This is a genomic window from Shewanella sp. MSW (genome assembly GCF_007636515.1).
GTDB classification, from domain to species: domain Bacteria; phylum Pseudomonadota; class Gammaproteobacteria; order Enterobacterales; family Shewanellaceae; genus Shewanella; species Shewanella indica.
Map to the genome: position 1 here is coordinate 218,354 of NZ_LVDR01000008.1, position 19,161 is coordinate 237,514.

General features: G+C 52.9%; 15 protein-coding genes and 2 riboswitches. Of the genes, 6 read left to right on the plus strand and 9 right to left on the minus strand.

Translation table 11 applies throughout. The features are described 5' to 3' along the window. Positions 1–45 precede the first annotated feature (45 nt). Positions 46–239, minus strand: a riboswitch (cobalamin riboswitch). A 148-nt stretch (positions 240–387) separates the two neighbouring features. Together AYI96_RS11080 and AYI96_RS11085 are read right to left on the minus strand one after the other, a co-directional pair. Next, complete coding sequence (locus AYI96_RS11080) at positions 388–735, minus strand: DUF805 domain-containing protein (protein WP_039035572.1); 348 nt, start codon at positions 733–735, stop codon at positions 388–390. A gap of 252 nt (positions 736–987) precedes the next feature. Beyond that, on the minus strand, positions 988–2,244 hold the full coding sequence (locus tag AYI96_RS11085; protein WP_144361609.1) for a DUF3592 domain-containing protein: 1,257 nt from the start codon (positions 2,242–2,244) through the stop codon (positions 988–990). A gap of 147 nt (positions 2,245–2,391) precedes the next feature. Here AYI96_RS11085 and rihA point away from each other — a divergent pair, with 147 nt between their 5' ends. After that, positions 2,392–3,330: a pyrimidine-specific ribonucleoside hydrolase RihA gene (gene rihA, locus AYI96_RS11090; protein WP_144361610.1), complete on the plus strand. Its 939-nt coding sequence runs from the start codon at positions 2,392–2,394 to the stop codon at positions 3,328–3,330. Between the two features lie 3 nt (positions 3,331–3,333). Further along, the gene (gene rbsK, locus AYI96_RS11095) at positions 3,334–4,239 is read left to right on the plus strand and encodes a ribokinase (protein WP_144361611.1); all 906 of its coding nucleotides are present in this window, start codon (positions 3,334–3,336) and stop codon (positions 4,237–4,239) included. A 67-nt stretch (positions 4,240–4,306) separates the two neighbouring features. Here the strand turns inward: rbsK and AYI96_RS11100 are convergent, their stop codons facing one another. After that, a complete protein-coding gene (locus AYI96_RS11100; RefSeq protein WP_144361612.1) occupies positions 4,307–4,828 on the minus strand; it encodes a DUF2059 domain-containing protein in 522 nt (173 codons plus the stop codon). Positions 4,829–5,036: 208 nt separating this feature from the next. On the opposite strand from AYI96_RS11100, the gene azu reads away from it, so the two are divergent. Then, complete coding sequence (gene azu, locus AYI96_RS11105; RefSeq protein WP_039035576.1) at positions 5,037–5,504, plus strand: azurin; 468 nt, start codon at positions 5,037–5,039, stop codon at positions 5,502–5,504. A gap of 239 nt (positions 5,505–5,743) precedes the next feature. On the opposite strand, the gene AYI96_RS11110 is transcribed toward azu, so the two are convergent. Continuing rightward, the gene (locus tag AYI96_RS11110; protein WP_144361613.1) at positions 5,744–7,900 is read right to left on the minus strand and encodes a S46 family peptidase; all 2,157 of its coding nucleotides are present in this window, start codon (positions 7,898–7,900) and stop codon (positions 5,744–5,746) included. Between the two features lie 136 nt (positions 7,901–8,036). Beyond that, positions 8,037–9,230, minus strand: a complete 1,194-nt coding sequence (locus AYI96_RS11115; RefSeq protein ID WP_144361614.1) for an aromatic amino acid transport family protein — start codon at positions 9,228–9,230, stop codon at positions 8,037–8,039. A 502-nt stretch (positions 9,231–9,732) separates the two neighbouring features. Next, a riboswitch (yybP-ykoY riboswitch) is annotated at positions 9,733–9,833 on the plus strand. 93 nt (positions 9,834–9,926) lie between these two features. Between AYI96_RS11115 and AYI96_RS11120 the strand changes: the two genes are divergently transcribed. Beyond that, on the plus strand, positions 9,927–10,484 hold the full coding sequence (locus AYI96_RS11120) for a TMEM165/GDT1 family protein (protein ID WP_144361615.1): 558 nt from the start codon (positions 9,927–9,929) through the stop codon (positions 10,482–10,484). A 64-nt stretch (positions 10,485–10,548) separates the two neighbouring features. On the opposite strand, the gene katB is transcribed toward AYI96_RS11120, so the two are convergent. From katB to AYI96_RS11140, 4 genes are all read right to left on the minus strand, one after another. Beyond that, positions 10,549–12,012, minus strand: coding sequence for a catalase KatB (katB, locus tag AYI96_RS11125; RefSeq protein WP_144361616.1), 1,464 nt, complete (start codon positions 12,010–12,012; stop codon positions 10,549–10,551). Positions 12,013–12,358: 346 nt separating this feature from the next. Further along, positions 12,359–12,640, minus strand: a complete 282-nt coding sequence (locus tag AYI96_RS11130; RefSeq protein WP_039035580.1) for a YgjV family protein — start codon at positions 12,638–12,640, stop codon at positions 12,359–12,361. Positions 12,641–12,907: 267 nt separating this feature from the next. Then, positions 12,908–13,345 (minus strand): PaaI family thioesterase, encoded by a 438-nt coding sequence (locus AYI96_RS11135; protein ID WP_039035581.1) that lies wholly within the window; start codon positions 13,343–13,345, stop codon positions 12,908–12,910. A gap of 252 nt (positions 13,346–13,597) precedes the next feature. Then, positions 13,598–16,099 carry a S8 family serine peptidase gene (locus AYI96_RS11140; protein ID WP_144361617.1) on the minus strand — a complete coding sequence of 834 codons (2,502 nt, stop codon included), beginning with the start codon at positions 16,097–16,099 and terminating at the stop codon, positions 13,598–13,600. Between the two features lie 412 nt (positions 16,100–16,511). On the opposite strand from AYI96_RS11140, the gene AYI96_RS11145 reads away from it, so the two are divergent. Together AYI96_RS11145 and AYI96_RS11150 are read left to right on the plus strand one after the other, a co-directional pair. Beyond that, complete coding sequence (locus AYI96_RS11145) at positions 16,512–16,940, plus strand: curlin (protein ID WP_052248246.1); 429 nt, start codon at positions 16,512–16,514, stop codon at positions 16,938–16,940. An 18-nt stretch (positions 16,941–16,958) separates the two neighbouring features. Further along, positions 16,959–18,395 carry a curlin gene (locus AYI96_RS11150; protein ID WP_144361618.1) on the plus strand — a complete coding sequence of 479 codons (1,437 nt, stop codon included), beginning with the start codon at positions 16,959–16,961 and terminating at the stop codon, positions 18,393–18,395. Positions 18,396–19,161: the final 766 nt, after the last annotated feature.

Below are 19,161 nucleotides of genomic sequence, written 5' to 3' on the forward strand. Positions count from 1 at the left end.
GGGAGAGCCCCTTGGCTGCCGCATTTCGAGATCTGCCCACCGAAATCATCGAAATACCTCCAGGGCCGGTCTCCGGACTTTGGCTATGCGGTTGACCGCGCAAGAACCGGCTTTTATGACGCCGCTTGGGCGCGCCTGTCTCTCACCATTTACCGTTGCGGGGGCAGTGCCGGATTCTCACCGGCTTCCCGATTATCCCCGGTCTTTAATTCCGGGGCACCACGAGAGGTTGACTGAAATACTGTGCTGTCATTCCCGGCCTGGCCGAGAGCGGGCATTATAGACGTCTATATGGATAAATGTCTAATTTTGACGACGACGGACCGCCGCAGATTTACCCTGAAAAACAAAAAGGGAGCCGAGGCTCCCTTTTTATGCTCTTAGCTATTAACCCAGCTCTTTGGGGTTACTGCCAAAACGGTTGTCACCCACTTCGCTGTCCTGGCAGTAGAAGACCAGCAGTACAATCCAACCTATAACAGGGATTAGCCCCAACAGCTGCCACCAACCACTGCGGTCAGTGTCATGCAGTCGACGCGCCGCAATCGCAATAGAGGGTAATAGCAGACCCAAAGAATAAATCAGCCCCAGCACTGTGGTACCCAGAGCATAGTCGATAGCACTGACAACCATACTGAAAATGATATAGAACAGAACAAACATCCAGTATTCTGTCCGTCGGGCTCGACCGGTAAAGTCGGCGTATTTTTTGATGGCTCCGATGAAATGTTCCATGTTTTCTCCCAATAACAGATCCAAGATCCGAAAACGCCGCACCAATTATTGAATGGCTTAAGGCAACCAAAGTTTCACCAGAGTTTCTGACTCCCTGAAACAGCAAACAATTTTAACATACCTGAATGAACTGCAAAGTGACAGAAAAGAGATTTACATTCCGTTCGCCACAGAATCAGAGATATCTCACCCCGTCAGTCGTCATTGGTTTACAGATATCGCCAATAGATAGCACATCGACGCTTTTTCATCTTACCTGGTCAGCTTAAAACCGCGGCTAGCGGCCAGAGCCTGGATATCGGCTTCCATTTGATCCAGCTGTGCCTGGCGCTTTCGACCTATTGCCCCCGAGTTAGACTTGGATGCCAGACTGGTGAGAATATTGCGCCAGTATGACACTTGTTTTTTACGCTGTTTACGGCTCAAAGGATTGAGTGGCAGCTGCGCTGCGAGCGCCTTGAGCAAGGCTGCAGTAGCGCCTCGCCAAACCTCTGGCAGCGATTCCAGGTTATTCAAAAGCCAGCCAAGACATACCAAGCGACTCACCTCGGTGTGGATAAATCCGTTGTCACCCAAAGGCATTTGCCGCCCCAATAACAAGGCATTGAATTGCCCCTGAATTTCAGTGCTCCAAGGTTTGCGTTGCAGCTCGGTCAGATGCTGGGAGAAGACCATCTTCGCCAGTTCATGCTCAGTAAACAGGCTGCGAATGCCATCGAGCAGTGCCAGAGTAAACTCAGGGTAACGACGACCGAGAGTCCATTGCAATGAAAGTTCGAGGCCAGAGGCGCCCTCGCCTTTACTTGACGACTCCCACTTGAGGCACACAGGGACAAACCAGGCAAGAAAACGCGTCTGCCATTCAGGTCTGGCGGCAATGTAGCCAAGAGCCTGCCGCCCCAAAAAGCTACTGGCCGGGCTGGCCCGGTTGACTTCAAGAAATGCCAGTAACTCGTCGGGGGTATCGGCCTCCAGCAACGGCTCAAGCCGAGGAGAGAGTCGCTCTCTGGCCAGGAAAAAGCGTAAACATTGACCCGCTTTGGTCAGAGTCCAACCGCCTAGCGCCAACATAGGCAACGCCAATAGAATACCCAACAGTTCGTGCCAGGTATTTTGTTGCTCTCGATAGTACTGGATATCGGTGCGCGCTATGCCAGGTTCCTCAGGCAAATACCAAAGGGTCACAGCCTCACCGACGCTTTTTGAGTCGCAAAGCAGGTCTGGGGGATTCCAGATATAATGCTCACCGCCGTTAGGCAACTGGTAATGCACCAGGCAATCCCACTCATAACGGCCGACACCCCAGCGCCCCGGGGGCACATATTGTTGAGCACGCCGGGCGATATAACCTTGGGTCTCGACACCTCGCTCGAGCAGGATATTCACTTCCTGCCAGGATTCAACACTATCCTTGACAAAAAAGAGCCCAAGAGCCGAGAACAGTCCACCGGCAAGCGCAAAAGAGCCGATAAAAGCCAGGTCTTTCCAGATTGCCCGTATCTTTCCCACCGAGCCCCCTTTGATTCAATCCTTTAAGGCCGCGGATTGTAGCAGATTTCAACAATCAGTTGAGGAACACTTCACAGTTTGCCATTGGGGTCTGCGCACGCCACTGAGTCATGCTATGCTCGGGCAAATTGCGAAAGGAGTAACAGCATGAAACGCCCTATCATTCTCGACTGCGATCCCGGCCATGATGATGCCATTGCCTTGATCCTGGCCCTGGCCAACCCTGAACTGGAACTATTGGCCGTGACTACCAGCGCCGGTAACCAAACCCAGGAAAAAACACTCAACAATGCCATGCGAGTGCTTACTCTACTGGGCAGAACCGATATACCTGTAGCCAGCGGTGCCCCCAAGCCTTTGGCAAGAGAGCTGATCATTGCCGACAATGTTCACGGTGAATCCGGGCTCGATGGTCCTGAACTACCGGATCCCGCCTTTGAACCTCAGCCGGTAATGGCCTGGGAACTGATGGCCGAAAAAATCCGCCAAAGCAGCCAGCCGGTGACTCTGGTGCCCACCGGGCCATTAACCAATATCGCGATTTTCCTGAGTGCCTATCCCGAACTCAAATCCCGTATCGAACAGATAGTGCTGATGGGCGGCGCCGCCGGTGTCGGCAACTGGACTCCTGCCGCCGAATTCAACATTTTTGTTGACCCGGAAGCGGCCGACATGGTGTTCAAGTCAGATATCCCCATCGTCATGGCCGGGCTGGATGTGACCCATGAGGCGCAGATCATGGAACAGGATGTGGCCCGTTTCCGCGCTATTCCCAACAAGGTTGCCAAGTGTGTTGCCGATCTGCTGGAATTCTTTGTTATCTACCACAAGGATCCCAAGTGGGGCTTTGATGGCGCACCACTGCATGACCCCTGCACCATAGCCTGGCTGCTCAAGCCTGAGCTGTTCATCGGCCTGGACTGCCATGTGGCCATCGAAACCCAGAGCGAACTGACTGTAGGGATGACTGTTGTCGATCGTTACCACCTGACCGGTAAACCCGCCAACGCCAAGGTGCTGATGCATCTGGATCGTGAAGGCTTTGTGGATCTGCTGGTTGATAGCCTCTACGCCTATCAGGATTAAAATATGAGCAGACTAGTGATAATCGGCAGTGCCAACGCCGATCATGTGATGGAATTCAGTCACCTGCCCGAGCCTGGGCAAACACTGATGAGCCGCAGCTACCGGTTGGAACATGGCGGCAAAGGGGCCAACCAAGCGGTCGCCACCGCCAGACTGGCACAGCCTGGTACCCGAGTGGACTTTATCTGCCATCTTGGGGACGACGCCATTGCCGATACCATGATTAAGAGTTGGTTGGACGATGGCATTCACCCACAGGGGTTGAAGAAGATGCCGGCAATGGCGACCGGCAGTGCGATGATTTTCATCGGTGATAACGGTGAAAACTGTATCGGAGTGGCCGCGGGTGCCAACGCCAGCCTGGAACCTGCCGATGTCCACTGTCATCAAGACCTGTTCGAAGGCGCCAGCCATCTGTTGGCACAGCTGGAAACGCCTCTGGAATCAGTCAAAACTGCACTGCAACTGGCTAAGCAACAGGGCACAGTGACCATACTCAACCCGGCTCCCGCAAGCCCCTTGGCAGACGATATGCTGGCCTTGGTGGATATCATCACTCCCAACGAGACCGAGGCCGAAGCGCTTACCGGTATCGAGGTCGAAGATGAGGCCGGCGCTGCCAGAGCGGCAGCCGCTCTGCAAGCCAAAGGGGTTGGTACAGTGGTAATCACCCTCGGCAGCCGCGGTGCCTACGTGCGCCATCCCGAGTTTGAGGGCCTGGTGCCTAGCTATCCGGTCAAGGTGATTGATACTGTAGCCGCAGGAGACACCTTCAACGGTGCCCTGATGGTGGCCTTAAGTGAAGGGCTGGTCATGGAGCAAGCTGTGGATTTTGCCAACAAGGCAGCCTCCATAGCCGTGACCCGTCATGGCGCCCAGCGCGGTATTCCCTACCGCCGCGAGCTGTAATCAAGCCACTAACAACACAAAAACGGGAGTCATAGACTCCCGTTTTTTATGCTGGCTGCCAGTCAAATTATTCGCCTGGATTGGCTTCTCTATGAGCCTTGAGCTTATTGGTAAACTCTTGCTGCAGTTGCTCCATTTTGGGCAGCAGTCCCTGGCTCAGCGATTGAGTCATCATCATCGACTCCTGCATCACGGCCGGCATCTTGGCAACCATGGAGCGCCCTGTGTCACTGGCATAAAACGCCAGCATATCGGCAATTTCCTTGTCACTGTAGTGCTTTACATAAATATCTGTCAGTGGCTGCTTCAGACGGTCCCAGCCCAGCTCCTGCTTGAAGATCTGCGTACTCTTGCGGGCAAACTCTTCAAATAAAGGCTTTTCACTCTCCTTGATATTGAACTCTTGTTGCATGCTCAAAATCATCTGTTCCATCTGGGTATAAGCCGTGTCCATCATGGAGTCCATCTGCATTTCCAGCAGCAGTTGCTCCACCTGGGCCCGGCGAGCGCTGTCATCGGCCAACGCCAAAGGGCTGGTGAGCAATACACCACCCAGAACAAGAGATGACCAAAAACCAGGACCTTTCATGAGTGCCTCCGTGGCAAATATTGATTCGACTGTCAGTCTATCACAACCCAAACAGCTGTCAGCTGCTCCGGCCGCGGCTGATAGTTAAAATTCTGAGATTAATTCTCATTTAAGCTAGATACCGTTATGATTAACCCAGGCGGGAGCCTGCGGGGCTCTCGTACTGTCGAGAGAAATATCGACCCTAAAACCAGAAAAGGAATTGAAAATGAATAAGTTAACCAAGAGACTCGCGGGTATTGCCCTATTGGGAGCCGGCGCCGTTATCAGCAGTACTGCCAGCGCCAACGAATGCAGCCTGACCATCACAGCCAACGATGCGATGCAATTTGATACCAAAGAACTCAGCGTTCCCGCCAGTTGCAAGACGGTAGAACTGACATTGACTCATTCCGGCACCCTACCTGTGATAGCCATGGGCCACAACTGGGTTCTGAGCAAGAGCGCCGATATGCAGGGCATTGCCACTGATGGTATGGCAGCAGGCGCCGATGCCGCCTATGTTAAAGCCGGTGATGAACGGGTCATTGCCCACACACCTCTGGTTGGTGGCGGCGAATCAGTCAGCATCAGCTTCAGCACCGAAGGCATGACACCGGAAGAAAGCTATAACTTCTTCTGCTCCTTCCCTGGCCACTGGGCCGTGATGCAAGGCAGCTTCAGTATCAAAGGCTAAGCCTGCGCGCTTTGGGCCCTGCAAGGGGCCCAAAGAAACATTTCCCTACCGTAAGACAGCAGACTTCCTAATCATCATTGGTCAAGGCCCGCGGGGTACCGCAATCTTTGCCCGATAAGGTTGAGCGCCCGGCCGCCGAGGTATGCCAGCTGTTGAATCAGGCCCTGCAACTCTCCCCCCCCCAGCGCTAGTTAAAAAAATCCCCGCAACTTGGCGGGGATTCAGATTAATGGCGAAGCTTACTTAACGATTTCCATCTCTTGCAGTAAGTTATCTGCATTATCCAGATACTTCATCACCCACAGCATGTAACGGCTGTCCACCTGAATGGAGCGGTTGATGTTATCGTCGTAGTTCCAGTCACCTATGATGCTCTCATAAACACCGTCAAACAGCAGTCCCACCAGCTCAGCGCGGCCGTTGAGGGTTGGCGAGCCTGAGTTACCGCCTGTGGTATCCAGAGTTGAGAGGAAGTTGACCGGTACCGAGTCAATATCTTTGAAGTAGAAGTCACCGTATTGCTTGGCCTTGATAAGCTCCAGTTCTTTCTTGGGAGCATCGAAAGGCTCAACCCCGGTGTCTTTCTGCACTATGCCTTCCAGACGAGTGAAAGGTACGGCGTAGAGACCGTCTTTGGGTGAGTAGCCCTTCACATGCCCCACCGTCACCCGCAGGCTGGAGTTGGCATCAGCATACACAGGTTTACCCTGCTCACGGTTGTAGGCAATGATGGCTTCCATGTACTGAGGACGCACCTTCATCAGCTCACCGGCCAACTCTTTCTTTTTCTGCTCCAGCTGCATACCTGTGTCATAGAAGGCCACGGCAAACTGGATCATAGGATCTTTCGAGGCCTTGAAATCGGCAACCGACTTGTCCATCCAGGCCAGACGCACATCTTTGTTATCCAGCTTGGTATTCTTGTACATCTTGTCCAGAGTCTTCTTCAGCTTGGCCTCATCGAGCTTGTTGCCTATGCCGAAGTACTTGTCCAGCGCCGGCAGTCGCTCAGACTTGGGCAGCGCCGCATAACGCTTGAGCATCTCAAACACCAGCGCCTTGTCGACACTGGCGGCATAACGGCGATCGATACGCTCCATACCGGCCTTGAAGCGGATCATGTCACGCTCCTGGAAACCCGGCTCGCGTTCCATGTCCGGCAGCGCCTTTTCATTGGCCAGACGATAGAGTTCGCGGGCCGTTGGCAACATGGTGGTATACCCCAGATAGCCCAGGATAATATCACGCTGCTGATCCGCCTGGCTTTGAGCGACCAGCTTGTCCAGCTGTGCCAACACCTCGCCATACTGGGCCTTGCGGCTGCTGTCGGCATCGATCCAGCTCTTGAGCTTGGCTTCCAGGGCTCGCTTGTCTTCCAGCATGGTCGACTTGCCGTAGAACTCGATCATCGAGGTGAAGTTCTTGGCATAGTTGGCCAGACCGGCGATCAGGCTCTCGTACTTGATGCGCTCGTCACTGCCTTCCGGGGCCGTCTCTTTAATGATCTCGATAAAGCGCTCACGCAGCTCCTTGCCTTGTGGATAGGACCACTCAAACTGGTTTTCCACTTCATTGCCGGTGCGGTATCTGTTGGTGCGACCCGGATAACCGGCCACCATCACAAAGTCCCCTTCCTTGACCCCTTTGGCCGACACCTTGAGGAAGCTCTTGGGCTCATAAGGCACGTTATCCTTGGAGAAATCGGCCGGCTTGCCATCTTTGTTGACATAGGCGCGGTAGAAGGAGAAATCGCCTGTATGGCGCGGCCACATCCAGTTGTCGACATCACCGCCGTACTTACCCACGCTGGCCGCCGGGTTATACACCAGGCGAACATCACGGATTTCCAGCTGCTTCACCAGATAGTACTCAAGACCACCGTGGAAGCTGTAAACCTGACAGCGATAGCCATCTTCTTTTTCACACTGGGCCACCAGTGACTTCTCGGCCGCCTCGACGCCCTTGTAGAAAGCGTCGCCCTGCTTGTTGTCCAGGCCTTGCTTGACCTTGTTGGTCACATTGGTGACCTCTTCGGTGACATATACCCGCGAGCCCGGAGTTGCCGGCAATTCTTCGGCAAAGTTTTTCGCCAGGAAGCCATCACGCAGCAGATTCTTCTCCGGGGTGGAGTTGTACTGGATGGAGCCGTAGGCACAGTGATGGTTGGTTACCACCAGACCCTTGGGCGAAACGAAAGACGCGGTGCAGCCCCCCAGGCTTATCACGGCGTTCATCGGGAATTCGGTCAGCTTGGAAATAGACTTGGCGTCTATTTCCAGTCCCTTGGCCTTGAGTTCATCGGCCATGGCCGGCAGTTGGTAGGGCTGCCACATGCCCTCATCAGCCTGTACACCAAAACTGGTGGCTATGGCCGTTGCAAGTAACCATTTTTTCATTCTAGTAAGTCCATTCGCTGGTATTAGTTCAATTTGTTGTTTTTGTGCAACAAAAAAGCCGGGCACAAGTCCCGACTTTAACACAGACTCCCAAGCGGCTACAGACTCGGAAAAATTCCCTTACAAAGGGCTTAGCTTAGGCCCCCAGCGTCGCATACAGCTGGGCAGCTATAATGCCTATCCCCAGGAGGGCCATCAGCGCCATCGCCGGCTTGCCACCGGCAACTTTGTAGCCTTCCGGCGACTCACGCCGCTGTTTCAGCGCTATGGCTATCGGCAGGAAGATGATGATCACCACTAAAGGCACGGCGGCAAAACCCAGCAGCGCTGAAAAACCTTCCGGCAGATACAGGGCGCAGGCCAGCGGCGGAATAAAGGTCAGCAACCAAGTCTGCAAGCGGCCGACAAAGTTACTCTTGGCGCGGATAAGCTCGGCGCTGAAGTCAAACAGGCTCAGGGTCACTCCAAGAAACGAGGTGATCAACGCCAAGTCGGCAAACAGCCCAATGCACTTGCTCACCAAAGGCTGCTCGCTGATAGCCTGCAAGGCACTGATGAGTTTCGACAGTGAACCGCCAAAGCCGTGAATGGTATCGCCGCCGACGGTACCCAGGGTTACCAGCAGCCAAAGCAGATAACAGGCCAGCGGAATGCCGGAGCCTATCAGTAGCACCTTGCGTAGGGAAACCGTGTCACCATCGAGATAGCGCACCAGAGTAGCAATACAGACATGGAAACCAAAAGAGGTAAATACCACAGGCACGGCGGCCAGCCACACATTGGCATAGGAATCGGTCGGCGCCTGCTCCAGTAAGGTGCTCATATTCACCTCAGGCAACAGAAACAGTACCACCAGCACCAGCATGACTATCATGGCAGAAAACAGCCCGCGGGAGAGCTTATCGACCCAACCGACTCCCAAGGCGGCAAAACTGCCCAGAGCCAGGGTAAACAAGAGTACCGCGTCCTGGCCATCCAGGGTCATATCGAACCAGGCCTTGGCCTTGAGCACCAGGAGATCGGCGCCGCCGGTCAGATAGGCAGCGGTCAGGGCAAACAGCAGGCTGAGAAAGGCGGCGCTTTGAATCAGTTGCCCCGTCTTACCCAAGGCTTTACCTGTGATGGCATGCAGGTTATCCCCCACGCCGGAGCGCAGATTGACTTCCAACATCAACAATGAGGTGTAGGCAGAAATGCCCCAAATGACCAACATCAATAGCAGGGCCGGCAGTAAGCCCAGAGCAGCCGTTGCCAATGGCAAGGCCAACATACCGGCGCCTATCGCTGTACCTGCGACTATGGCTACAGAGCCCAATATTTTAAAGTTCACTAAAATTCGTCCTGTTCTTTTGTCTTGTTATCTTTAAGGTCAGATTTACCCAAGGGGAAAGGCGAATTGTCAGCGCAGCTGGCAAGCTGTAACGTCTTGGCCGCAGATGAAATTCCGCCTTACGGAGTTTCATTGGCCCCAACAGCTCAGCAAACAGAAGAGGTATGCCACCAAGCCACTGGGGCTAACTAAATCGTGGACAGCGGAATTGGGGACTGCAAAGATGCAAACTCAACACTGAGGCTCTTTCTCAAAAATTAACTTAACCGGGACATTAACAGAGCCACAGCCCTTGGGCAAGCGGGGAAGCGCGACTATCGGCCAGTTACCCTATGCTTCGACTTGATTCCTGATACAGGGCTGTCAAACGGAAACATAAACCATTTTCTCGACTTTCAGCGGCGTAAAAAATCGACAGCCCCCTCTTTCCCAGATAAAGAAATCTCATTTTTATCGAAATCAGAGCAGTGTTGCCATAACGAACTTTATAGTTATAATGGCCGCCTCTGTCTTAGGGGAGTAGCTAACCTGGGTCCAGCCCAGGGGTAAGTATCAACACACTTGGCCTCATGCCATGGTGCTTACAGCAAGCTTAGGCTTGCCCGGCAAGACCTGAGTACGGTATACCGCACTAATTATAAAGGGGTGGGCGGTAGACTGTGCTTGGAATTTTGCCACCCCGAAGGAACGCCCATTTTGGAAGCTCTCATCGCCTCAACTCTCACTGTCGCCGTAGCCGAAATCGGTGACAAGACTCAGCTGTTGGCCCTATTGTTGGCCGCCCGTTTCAAAAACAAGACCGCAATCATCTCAGGGATCCTTATCGCCACCCTGCTCAACCATTTTGCCGCCGCCTGGCTGGGCCAATGGGCCATGGGTTGGCTCAGCGCCGATATCGGCCGTTACCTTGTTGCCGGCAGTTTCTTTGCCATCGCCCTTTGGGTGCTGGTGCCCGATAAGGTCGATGCCGAAGAGAGCCGCTTCTACCGCTATGGCCCTTTCGTGGCCACCTGTTTGCTGTTCTTTATCGCCGAAATGGGTGACAAGACCCAGGTCGCAACCGTGGTGCTGTCAGCCAAATACGATAGCCTGCTGATGGTAGTATCAGGCACCACTGTCGGCATGCTGCTGGCGAATGTTCCCGTGGTACTGGCCGGCCATTTCAGTGCCGACAAGCTGCCCATGACCTGGATCCACAGAGGTTGCGCCCTGCTGTTTGCCCTATTGGGGATTGCCACCCTGTTGTGGGAATAGGGCAACCGCTGACAGCGCAAAAGGGGCAGCTCAAGCTGCCCCTGTTATTTCCGGCGTGCAATTATCAGCTGGCCAGCATCTCTTGCACCCGGCGGCCGTAGTCGGCATCGGCCTGACTGAAGTGACCTATCATTCGCTGCTGCACATCCTGAGTCGCTTGGCTCAGAGTACCGCAGATATTGCTGATAAGCCTGGCCTTTTCCTCTTCCGGCAACAAGCGGTAAAGGTTGCCAGCCTGGGTGTAATCATCCTGACCATAACGGCTGTATCTGTCAGCTTCACCATCCAGGCGCAGCGGCGGCTCTTTGAACTCTGTGGCATCCTGCAGGCCGCTTGGCTGCGAGTTGGGGCCATAGTTTGCCGCCGCATCGCCACCTGTCTGGCTTCCTTGATAAGGGCACTGAGCCCCGGCCATGGCACCGGCACGTTGATGGTGATTGGCCTGAGTCGCATGGGGGCAGTTCACCGGCAACTGGTTATAGTTGGCTCCTATCCGATAACGCTGGGCATCGGCATAGGCAAACAGGCGAGCCTGCAACATCTTGTCCGGCGACGCGCCAACACCGGGAACCAGGTTACTTGGCGCCAGTGCCACCTGCTCTACTTCAGCGAAGTAGTTCTGTGGCAGACGATTGAGCTCCAGTACCCCAACCTCAATCAGCGGGTAGTCCTTATGTGGCCATACCTTGGTCAAATCAAACGGATTGATATGGTACGTATTGGCATCGGCTTCCGGCATTATCTGCACCTTGAGCTTCCAACGGGGGAAGTTACCATCCTGGATTGCCGCCACCATGTCGCGCTGGGCATGATCCGGATCGATTCCCTTCACCTTGGCGGCCTGCTCTTCAGTCAGGTTGGCTATGCCCTGCTCAGTCTTGAAGTGGAACTTGACCCAGAAGCGCTCACCCTTGGCATTCCAAAATGAGAAGGTGTGCGAGCCAAAGCCATGCATCTGCCGATAGTTGGCCGGAATGCCCCGGTCAGACATCAAGACCGTCACCTGATGCAAGGACTCCGGGTTGAGCGACCAGAAGTCCCACATCGCCTGAGGATCTTTCAAGTTGGTGTGCGGGTTACGCTTCTGAGTGTGGATAAAGTCAGGAAACTTGATGCCATCACGCAGGAAAAAAGTGGGGGTGTTATTGCCCACAATGTCGTGATTACCGCGTTTGGTGTAAAAACGCACTCCAAAACCACGGGGATCGCGCTCGGCATCGGCGCTGCCCATCTCACCGCCTACGGTCGAGAAGCGAACAAAAGCCTCGGTCTGGGTGCCTACACCCTGGAAATGTTCGGCTATAGTGTATTGACTCATATCATTGGTCACTGTGAAGGTGCCATAAACCCCCGTGCCTTTGGCATGCACAACCCGCTCTGGGATCCGCTCGCGGTTGAAGTGGGCCAACTTTTCAATCAGGTGCCAGTCCTGCAGCAACAGAGGACCACGCTCTCCGGCGGAGAGGGAATTCTGATCGTCTGCGATAGGGGCGCCGCTCTGGCTGGTGATATATTGCTTCTGACTCATCTCGTGCTCCTTAGTCCTTTGTTTTGTTTAACCAGTTTTCAATCACATCATATAGGGTGGCCATAGGTGCTCCCTTGAGCAGTCATATTGGCGATGTGGTCATCTTAGTCAAACGACCATTTTTTAAAAACGATTAAAACTGATTGTCATAATTCCATTTATAGATTGCTTTGGGGCTGGCTTAATAAGTGGAGGATAAAGAAATGGATAACCGAGATAGCAGTGACTACCAGTCGAGATGAAAAACGGCTGAAGCAGAACAAGCTGACATCGTCACGAAAGCAAGAAACAAACTTTATAGAAACCGGCACCATGAGATTACTCGGGCGCCGGTGGTTTGCCAGCCTTACTTATCATCTGATTTTTCGCCGTTTATTTGATCACTTGACTGCAATTCAGGCGCTGGTGTGCGATAGAGTTTAACCAGGTAATAGGCATCGATAAGCACAATAAAGAAGTTCACCAAAGCCACAGGATAAGCAGCAATGGCCACACCATAGGCAACAAACAGTGCCGCTCCAAGCAGGTTCCACCAGCGCAACCGTTTGATATTGGACATCATCAGAGAGATAGCCACCACTACTGATGCCAGATATCCGACCCACTCCCATATATTGATTGTATCCATCCAAGCTCCCCTATTTCACAGCAGCAACTGTCTTCGAATCATGACGCCCCTGAATGCCAAATTCCCAACCCCTCGCCTATAAGGATAGTCGCTTACAAACAGGAGCAAGAATGAATACTGGAGCTAAAAAATTGGCTTTGGGCCTGTTGGCAATCTACCCAATTGCAACTAGGCCCGTTGTCCATGCGAGTGAAATAATCTTGAAAAACAGGCGATACATTGGCCTTAATCTATGCTTTTACGCAAACTCAGCGCTAGCATATGGCCCTAACGCTTGATCACGGCCGCGGTCATACGGGAGATACAGGTCAGCTCACCGGCGCTATTATGAATAAGCACTTCCCAGACAGAGCTACGTTTGCCCAAATGTACCGCTCTGGCGGTTGCCTTGAGTTCTCCATTACGGGCTGCCCGCAGGTGATTGGCGTTGATCTCCTGACCGACACAATAGTAGTTTTCAAAGTCCACCGCAAAATTGGCGGCATAGCTGGCCACCGTCTCTGCCAGCGCCACATTGGCACCACCATGGACTATCCCAAGTGGGTTGTGGATAGCCGGAGACGCCGGCATGCTGGCTACCATATAGTCATCACCTATCTCTGTGATGCGGATCCCCAGGGTCTGCATCAGGGTGCCCTTGCCACTCATACCAACATCCAGTTTGGCACAATCTTCCAGGGTGATAGGGCGAAACCAAATACTCATCTTATTGTTATCCTTAGTACTCCAATTAGGAAAATCAGTGTACTTGGCCGCCAACATCCAAGTAAACCCGACCAAGCAGATAAGCTTGCACCGACGCAACTTCAATGAAAGGTAAAGCAATGGGGCAATCGCCCCCCTGCGTAAATGATTGCGAAGTTCTGAAGTTATCTCCCCCTGTCATCAAAAATTAATTTTTGCGCGATGTGTTTATAAAAAAAGCGGCCAGCTGGCCGCTTTCATCCATTTGGGTTATCAGAATTGAGCAACAACAGGATCAGAGCAAAGCTCGGCTTCCAGTTCACAAACCTGATAAGTCACGCTCTCGGCTTCAGTGCTGAAGCGATCACGGAACTGACCATCGTTGGCGGTAACGGCTATCTGCTCACCATCGCGGAAAATCGCCACTTCATCACCCAGGGCACCATTCCAGTTAACATCGACCATGGCGCTGCCACGACGGGACTTGAGGGCGCGGCTGATATCGGCAGAGATGCTGTGGGCAAATACCTGCACTTCCATGCTGACACTGTCGCTGAGCTCGGTGGCATCGGTCGCTGTCAGGGTCACTGTGTAGGTACCAGCCTGGGCATACACATGTTGAGGGTTTGCCTCGCTGGAAACAGAGCCGTCACCGAAATCCCAGTAGTAGCCGGCGATATCATCATTGATATCAGAGCTGCTGTTGCTGAAGCTGACGCTCAGACCTTCGGCTTGATAGTCAAAGCCGGCATTAGGTGCTGAAGGACCGGCTTCACCCAACGCAGTGATCACCATACCCCAGTTGTTCAGGGTGCCATTGTCACCACCGGCGTGGTCAGTCACACTCAGAGTCCAGGTTCCTTGGGCAATTTCACCGTTGAAGTCACTCAAATCCCAACTCTTGACGATATCATCATTGCTACTGCCTTCACGATTATGCAACACCACTTCGGTACCGGATGGCGAAGTCAGGGTCACAGTCAAATCACCAATCCAGGTGTGGCTGATGTTGACGTTGCTGTTGACCCCGAAGATCTGCAGCGGATCGGCGATCTCAATGGTGCTGGTCACTGTGGTGTTATCGGCAATAGCCACCGGGGTATCATTGCTGTACGGGAAGTCATTCAGCCCTTGAGGGATGATTTCCAGGCTCACCACACTGCTCTTTTCAATACTGCCGTCATTGCCCGACACAGTGATGGCATAATCGCCCCACTGAGTCTCGGCAGTGCTTGCCACGTTCAGGGTAAAGCTGTCACCGGCACCAACGTTGGTGGCAGACAAAGATACCCCTTCCAGAGCGGGTTCCACACTGACACTCAGCTCAACACTGCCATTCCAACCGGCGACACTACCGACACTAAAGTCATAGCTGGTGCTTTCACCGGCTTCAATGGTGCGGGCAGCCGGGCTCACGCTAAAGCGATAACTTGGGCTTGGATTAGCTTGATCGAGTGCATTGGCCGCATTCAGACGGGTACCGGCAACACTCTTACCTGTCATGGCCGCATTGGCATCACCCGAATTCATCAACAGTGCTTTCATCTCAAGCGGTGTCAGATCCGGGTTGATAGACCATACCAGAGCCGCGACGCCACTCACCATAGGTGTCGCCATTGAGGTGCCCGAATAGCTCTCGTAGCCACCACCAGGAACCGTTGACAGAATGGCACTGCCTGGCGCGGCCATATCTACACTGGTAGCACCCCAGTTGGAGAACCAGGAGATATCATCCGAGCTATTGGTACTGGCGATAGACATCACTATGTCCGATTCATAGTTGGACGGATAATGAGGGCTGGCATCATTATTTGTGGTGTCGTTACCGGCCGCAGCCAGGAACAGAATACCGGCGTCACCGGCAGTTTCAATGGAATCCTTCAGCGCCTGGCTGAAACCACCACCACCCCAGGAGTTGTTGGTGGCCTTGATATCGACACCATGATTCACCTTAAGATCTGTCATATAGTCGATACAGGCGATGGCATCTGCGGTAGAACCTGTACCTGCAGGAGTCAGGAACTGACAGCCAATAATAGTCACGTCCCAGTTGACTCCGGCGACACCCAGGCCGTTATTTCCCTTGGCGCCAATGGTGCCGGCCACGTGGGTACCATGACCGTTACCGTCCATGGGATCGCCATTGTTGTTGGCCGCGCTGAAACCGTGAATATCATCAATCACGCCGTTGCCGTCATCATCTATGCCGTTACCCGGAATTTCCCCCGGGTTGACCCACATGTTGGCCTGCAGATCCGGATGGGTATAATCAACCCCGGTGTCGATAACTCCGATGATCACATCCGTGCTGCCTGTAGTGACATCCCAAGCTTCGGGAGCATCTATATCGGCATCGGCCACACCACCGGTTTGCCCTGTGTTATGCATGCCCCAGAGTTCAGGGAAACGAGGATCATCCGGCATGCCTATGGCGCGCAAAATGTAGTTGGGTTCAGCATATTTAACCGCCGGGTGACTGGAAATCATCTTGATCGCCTGCTCAATATCGGCTCCTTGACGCAGATTCAGCTTGGCCAGACGACCATCAAGCAAGCGGGCAAATTTGTCATCTATACCATCGGCATTGGCATCACGCAAAGTACCACGTACCAGGCGCTGAGCCGCGATGCGCTCCTCCTTGGTGGCATTATCCTTGTAAACCACCAGGATAGAGTCCTTGGCGTAACGGATCTCGTTTTTAGCCATTGCAGGCGCGCTACCAAGCGCCATAACCCCAGCGACAGCTACTGCCAATGGCGAGAATTTTTTCAACATATTCGGGTTTCCTATAGTCCTTATAATCCCTTGGTATCCGGAACGGCTTGCATCTGCGGCACTTCCTTGAAACGACAGGCAAACAGTGACCAGCGAGTGAAATCCGGCGTTTATTTATTGCAAATAGATTGTTACCGCAATGAAAACGATAGCGATAGTAGCAAACGGTAAAATACGACTTTGATACTAGACGTGTTAGGTATAGATAATCTTATAAGCCGCCAAAAACAAAACACAATTCATTGTTTTAAAACAAAAATAAGTCAAACCACCATTATTACAAAAAGCAATATCGACTAAAGCCTAAATAGCCTTTAACTCCAATTGCGGCACCCATCCTATACGCGTAACTTTTGTTGCTGATTTGTTCCACTCTGGTTCAATCAAGGATATGTACGAAAAGGAGTCTTAGGTGTCGGTACTCGCAAAAATCCTGTTTGGTTCAACCGTTTTGTTGACCAGTCTTGGTACAGCAGCGACAGAGCGCCAGGTGAATGCATTACAGGAGTTGCCAGTCACCCTCCAGACACTGCTGGAAACTCAGGGACGTGACAACTTGGTCGACCTGATGCAACAAGGCAGTTTCAACCAAGCCATCATAATTCAAGCCGGAATTGACAACGGCGCTGTCCTCACCCAAGTCGGATTGGGTAATCAGGCGCAAGTAGTACAACTCGGGGTCAATAACCAGGTTGAAATGATGCAGGTAGGTGACGCCAATAAGGCAAACATCACTCAAATAGGCAATGACAATCTGGTGCAACTCAACCAGCTTGGCAGCGCCAATTTTTCGATACAACAAATTGCCGATGCAGCTACTATCAGCATCACGCAGTATTAAAAACACAGGGAGCGTTTAATGAAATCTCAAGCTAAAAAGTCACTGATTGCACTGGCTATCACAACGGGTCTGGGTATGAGTGCCCAAGCCTTCGCCGGTAGTGTCAACGAAATATCAGTTAACCAGCAGAGCCGCAGCACTGTAGGACAGGAAGTTTATGCCGAGCAAACTGGCATTCTGAACCTGGCTGTCATCAATCAGGAAGGTTCTGCCCAGGAAGCCACCGTGGTTCAAGACGGTGTTTGGCACGAAGCCTATGTTGATTCCAAGGGCGACGAAAACAAAGTCACTGTGACTCAAAATGAAGACTGGCACGTGGCCAGCGTCGATGTGGATGGTAACGTCAACACTGCAACTGTCGCTCAATCCGGTTTCTTCAACGAAGCCAATGTGGAGCTGATCGGTGACAACAACAGCGCCGAAGTAAACCAGAACGGTGACACCAACTTTGCGGTATTCCGTGTCAACGGCAACGACAACTCTGGCTACATCAGCCAGAACGGTAACAACAACGAAGCCGGCATGATAGCCGTTGATTTCAGCCCCAACGTAGGCAACGGCAACTCTGTGACCGTACTGCAGGAAGGTAACGCCAACATAGGTGGCGTTCGCGGCGTTGCCGGTGATAACAACAGTATCGAAATCGATCAGGCTGGCGCTCTGAACACTGGCTTTGTTTATGCCCTGTCCGGCTCTGAAAACAGCATAGAAATGATGCAAACCGGCACTGCCAACACCGCAGTGCTCGAATTCACCACAGGTGATGATAACGACGTTGAAATCTATCAGAAAGGTGACGGCAACACGGTAGGCGATCTGCTGGTTGCCGATATTCAGGGTAGCGATAACCTAGTCGATATCCAGCAGGAAGGCGACACCAACGGCGTTGAATTCCAAATCTGGGGTGACGACAACAACATCGACCTGGAGCAGGATGGCAGCACCAACTTCGCCACTGCCGCCGCCTATGGCACAGACAACAGCATGGACCTGACTTCGCAGGGGGATTACAACGAACTGGTCGCCTTCACCACAGGCGAAGACAACCAGATCGAAATTCATCAGGAAGGCACTGAAAACTTTGCCTATGCCGAACTGGAAGGCGATAACAACGAAGTGGATATGGAGCAAGATGGCAGTGCCAACGAAGCTTTGGTCACAGTGGTTGGCTACAACAATACCGATATCGAAACCACTCAAAGCGGTGAGCTCAACTTGGTAGACCTGCTGATCCTGGGTGATAACAACCTGGCTCAAATCGTTCAAAGCGGTGACAACAACTGGGTGAGTGGTGTTGAAGGCGGCGCCTTCGCTGTGGTTGGTACAGGTAACAGCCTGATGATCACCCAAAGCGGTAACGAAAACCTGGTTGTCGGTTCTCAGGCCGGCGCCAGCAATGCTATCAGCGTAACCCAAAGCGGCGACTACAACGTTGCCACTGTTATCCAGAACTAATCACTCTGGTGCTTTGTGCGAAAGGGAGCCTCTTGGCTCCCTTTTTATTTGCCCAATTGCCAACTGAGCGTGAGTCATTATGGCTTGAAAACTTATGGTTACAGCGGTTTCCTGGAAACCCCATACCATAAGCATCGAATAGCAAGGCGAGTACTCACTGCTGGCACAGTGGCTATCATGGCTTCTAACTAAAAGTTACTAATTAGTATTGGCAGAGCCTCCGGCGACGGATGTTTCTCATTGCCTACCGCAGGCTTATGCACAGGCGATCCTGTGACAAGGCGAGAGTTGCGCAGCAACATGCTTTCGAGCGCGAGCCAGGGATGGTGAGCTGGCCGTTAAACAAGGAAGTTGTTGTGAACCCATCCCTGGGCGCTCGACGAAAACGTCCCTGTTTTCGACGGTCACAGTTCCGCCTGTGCCTGAAAATGAGGCGTATGTCTGCAGACACTTCAGATGTTTCAAGCTACTCAGCGCTAACAGAATTGCACCAATTCCCCCTTCGGAGCCGCCGCTGGCGTTGTTGTAAATTGGCGTAGCCAAGACAGGGAGGTCGAGGCTCGAAGGTCGAGCAGGGCGAATGTTGCTAGGCAACAAGCTTATGAGCGCGAGCCAAGGAAGGCGAGCTGGCCGTTATGCATGGATGTATTTGGCGAGTTCTGAGTGTAGCCAATTTGCTTTATAAGCCAGCGGGGATTTCGGCTACGTCGGGGTGTCCTTGGGGATGCAAGGGGCTTTGGACAAGCAAAGCCCCTTGTCCGGTGTG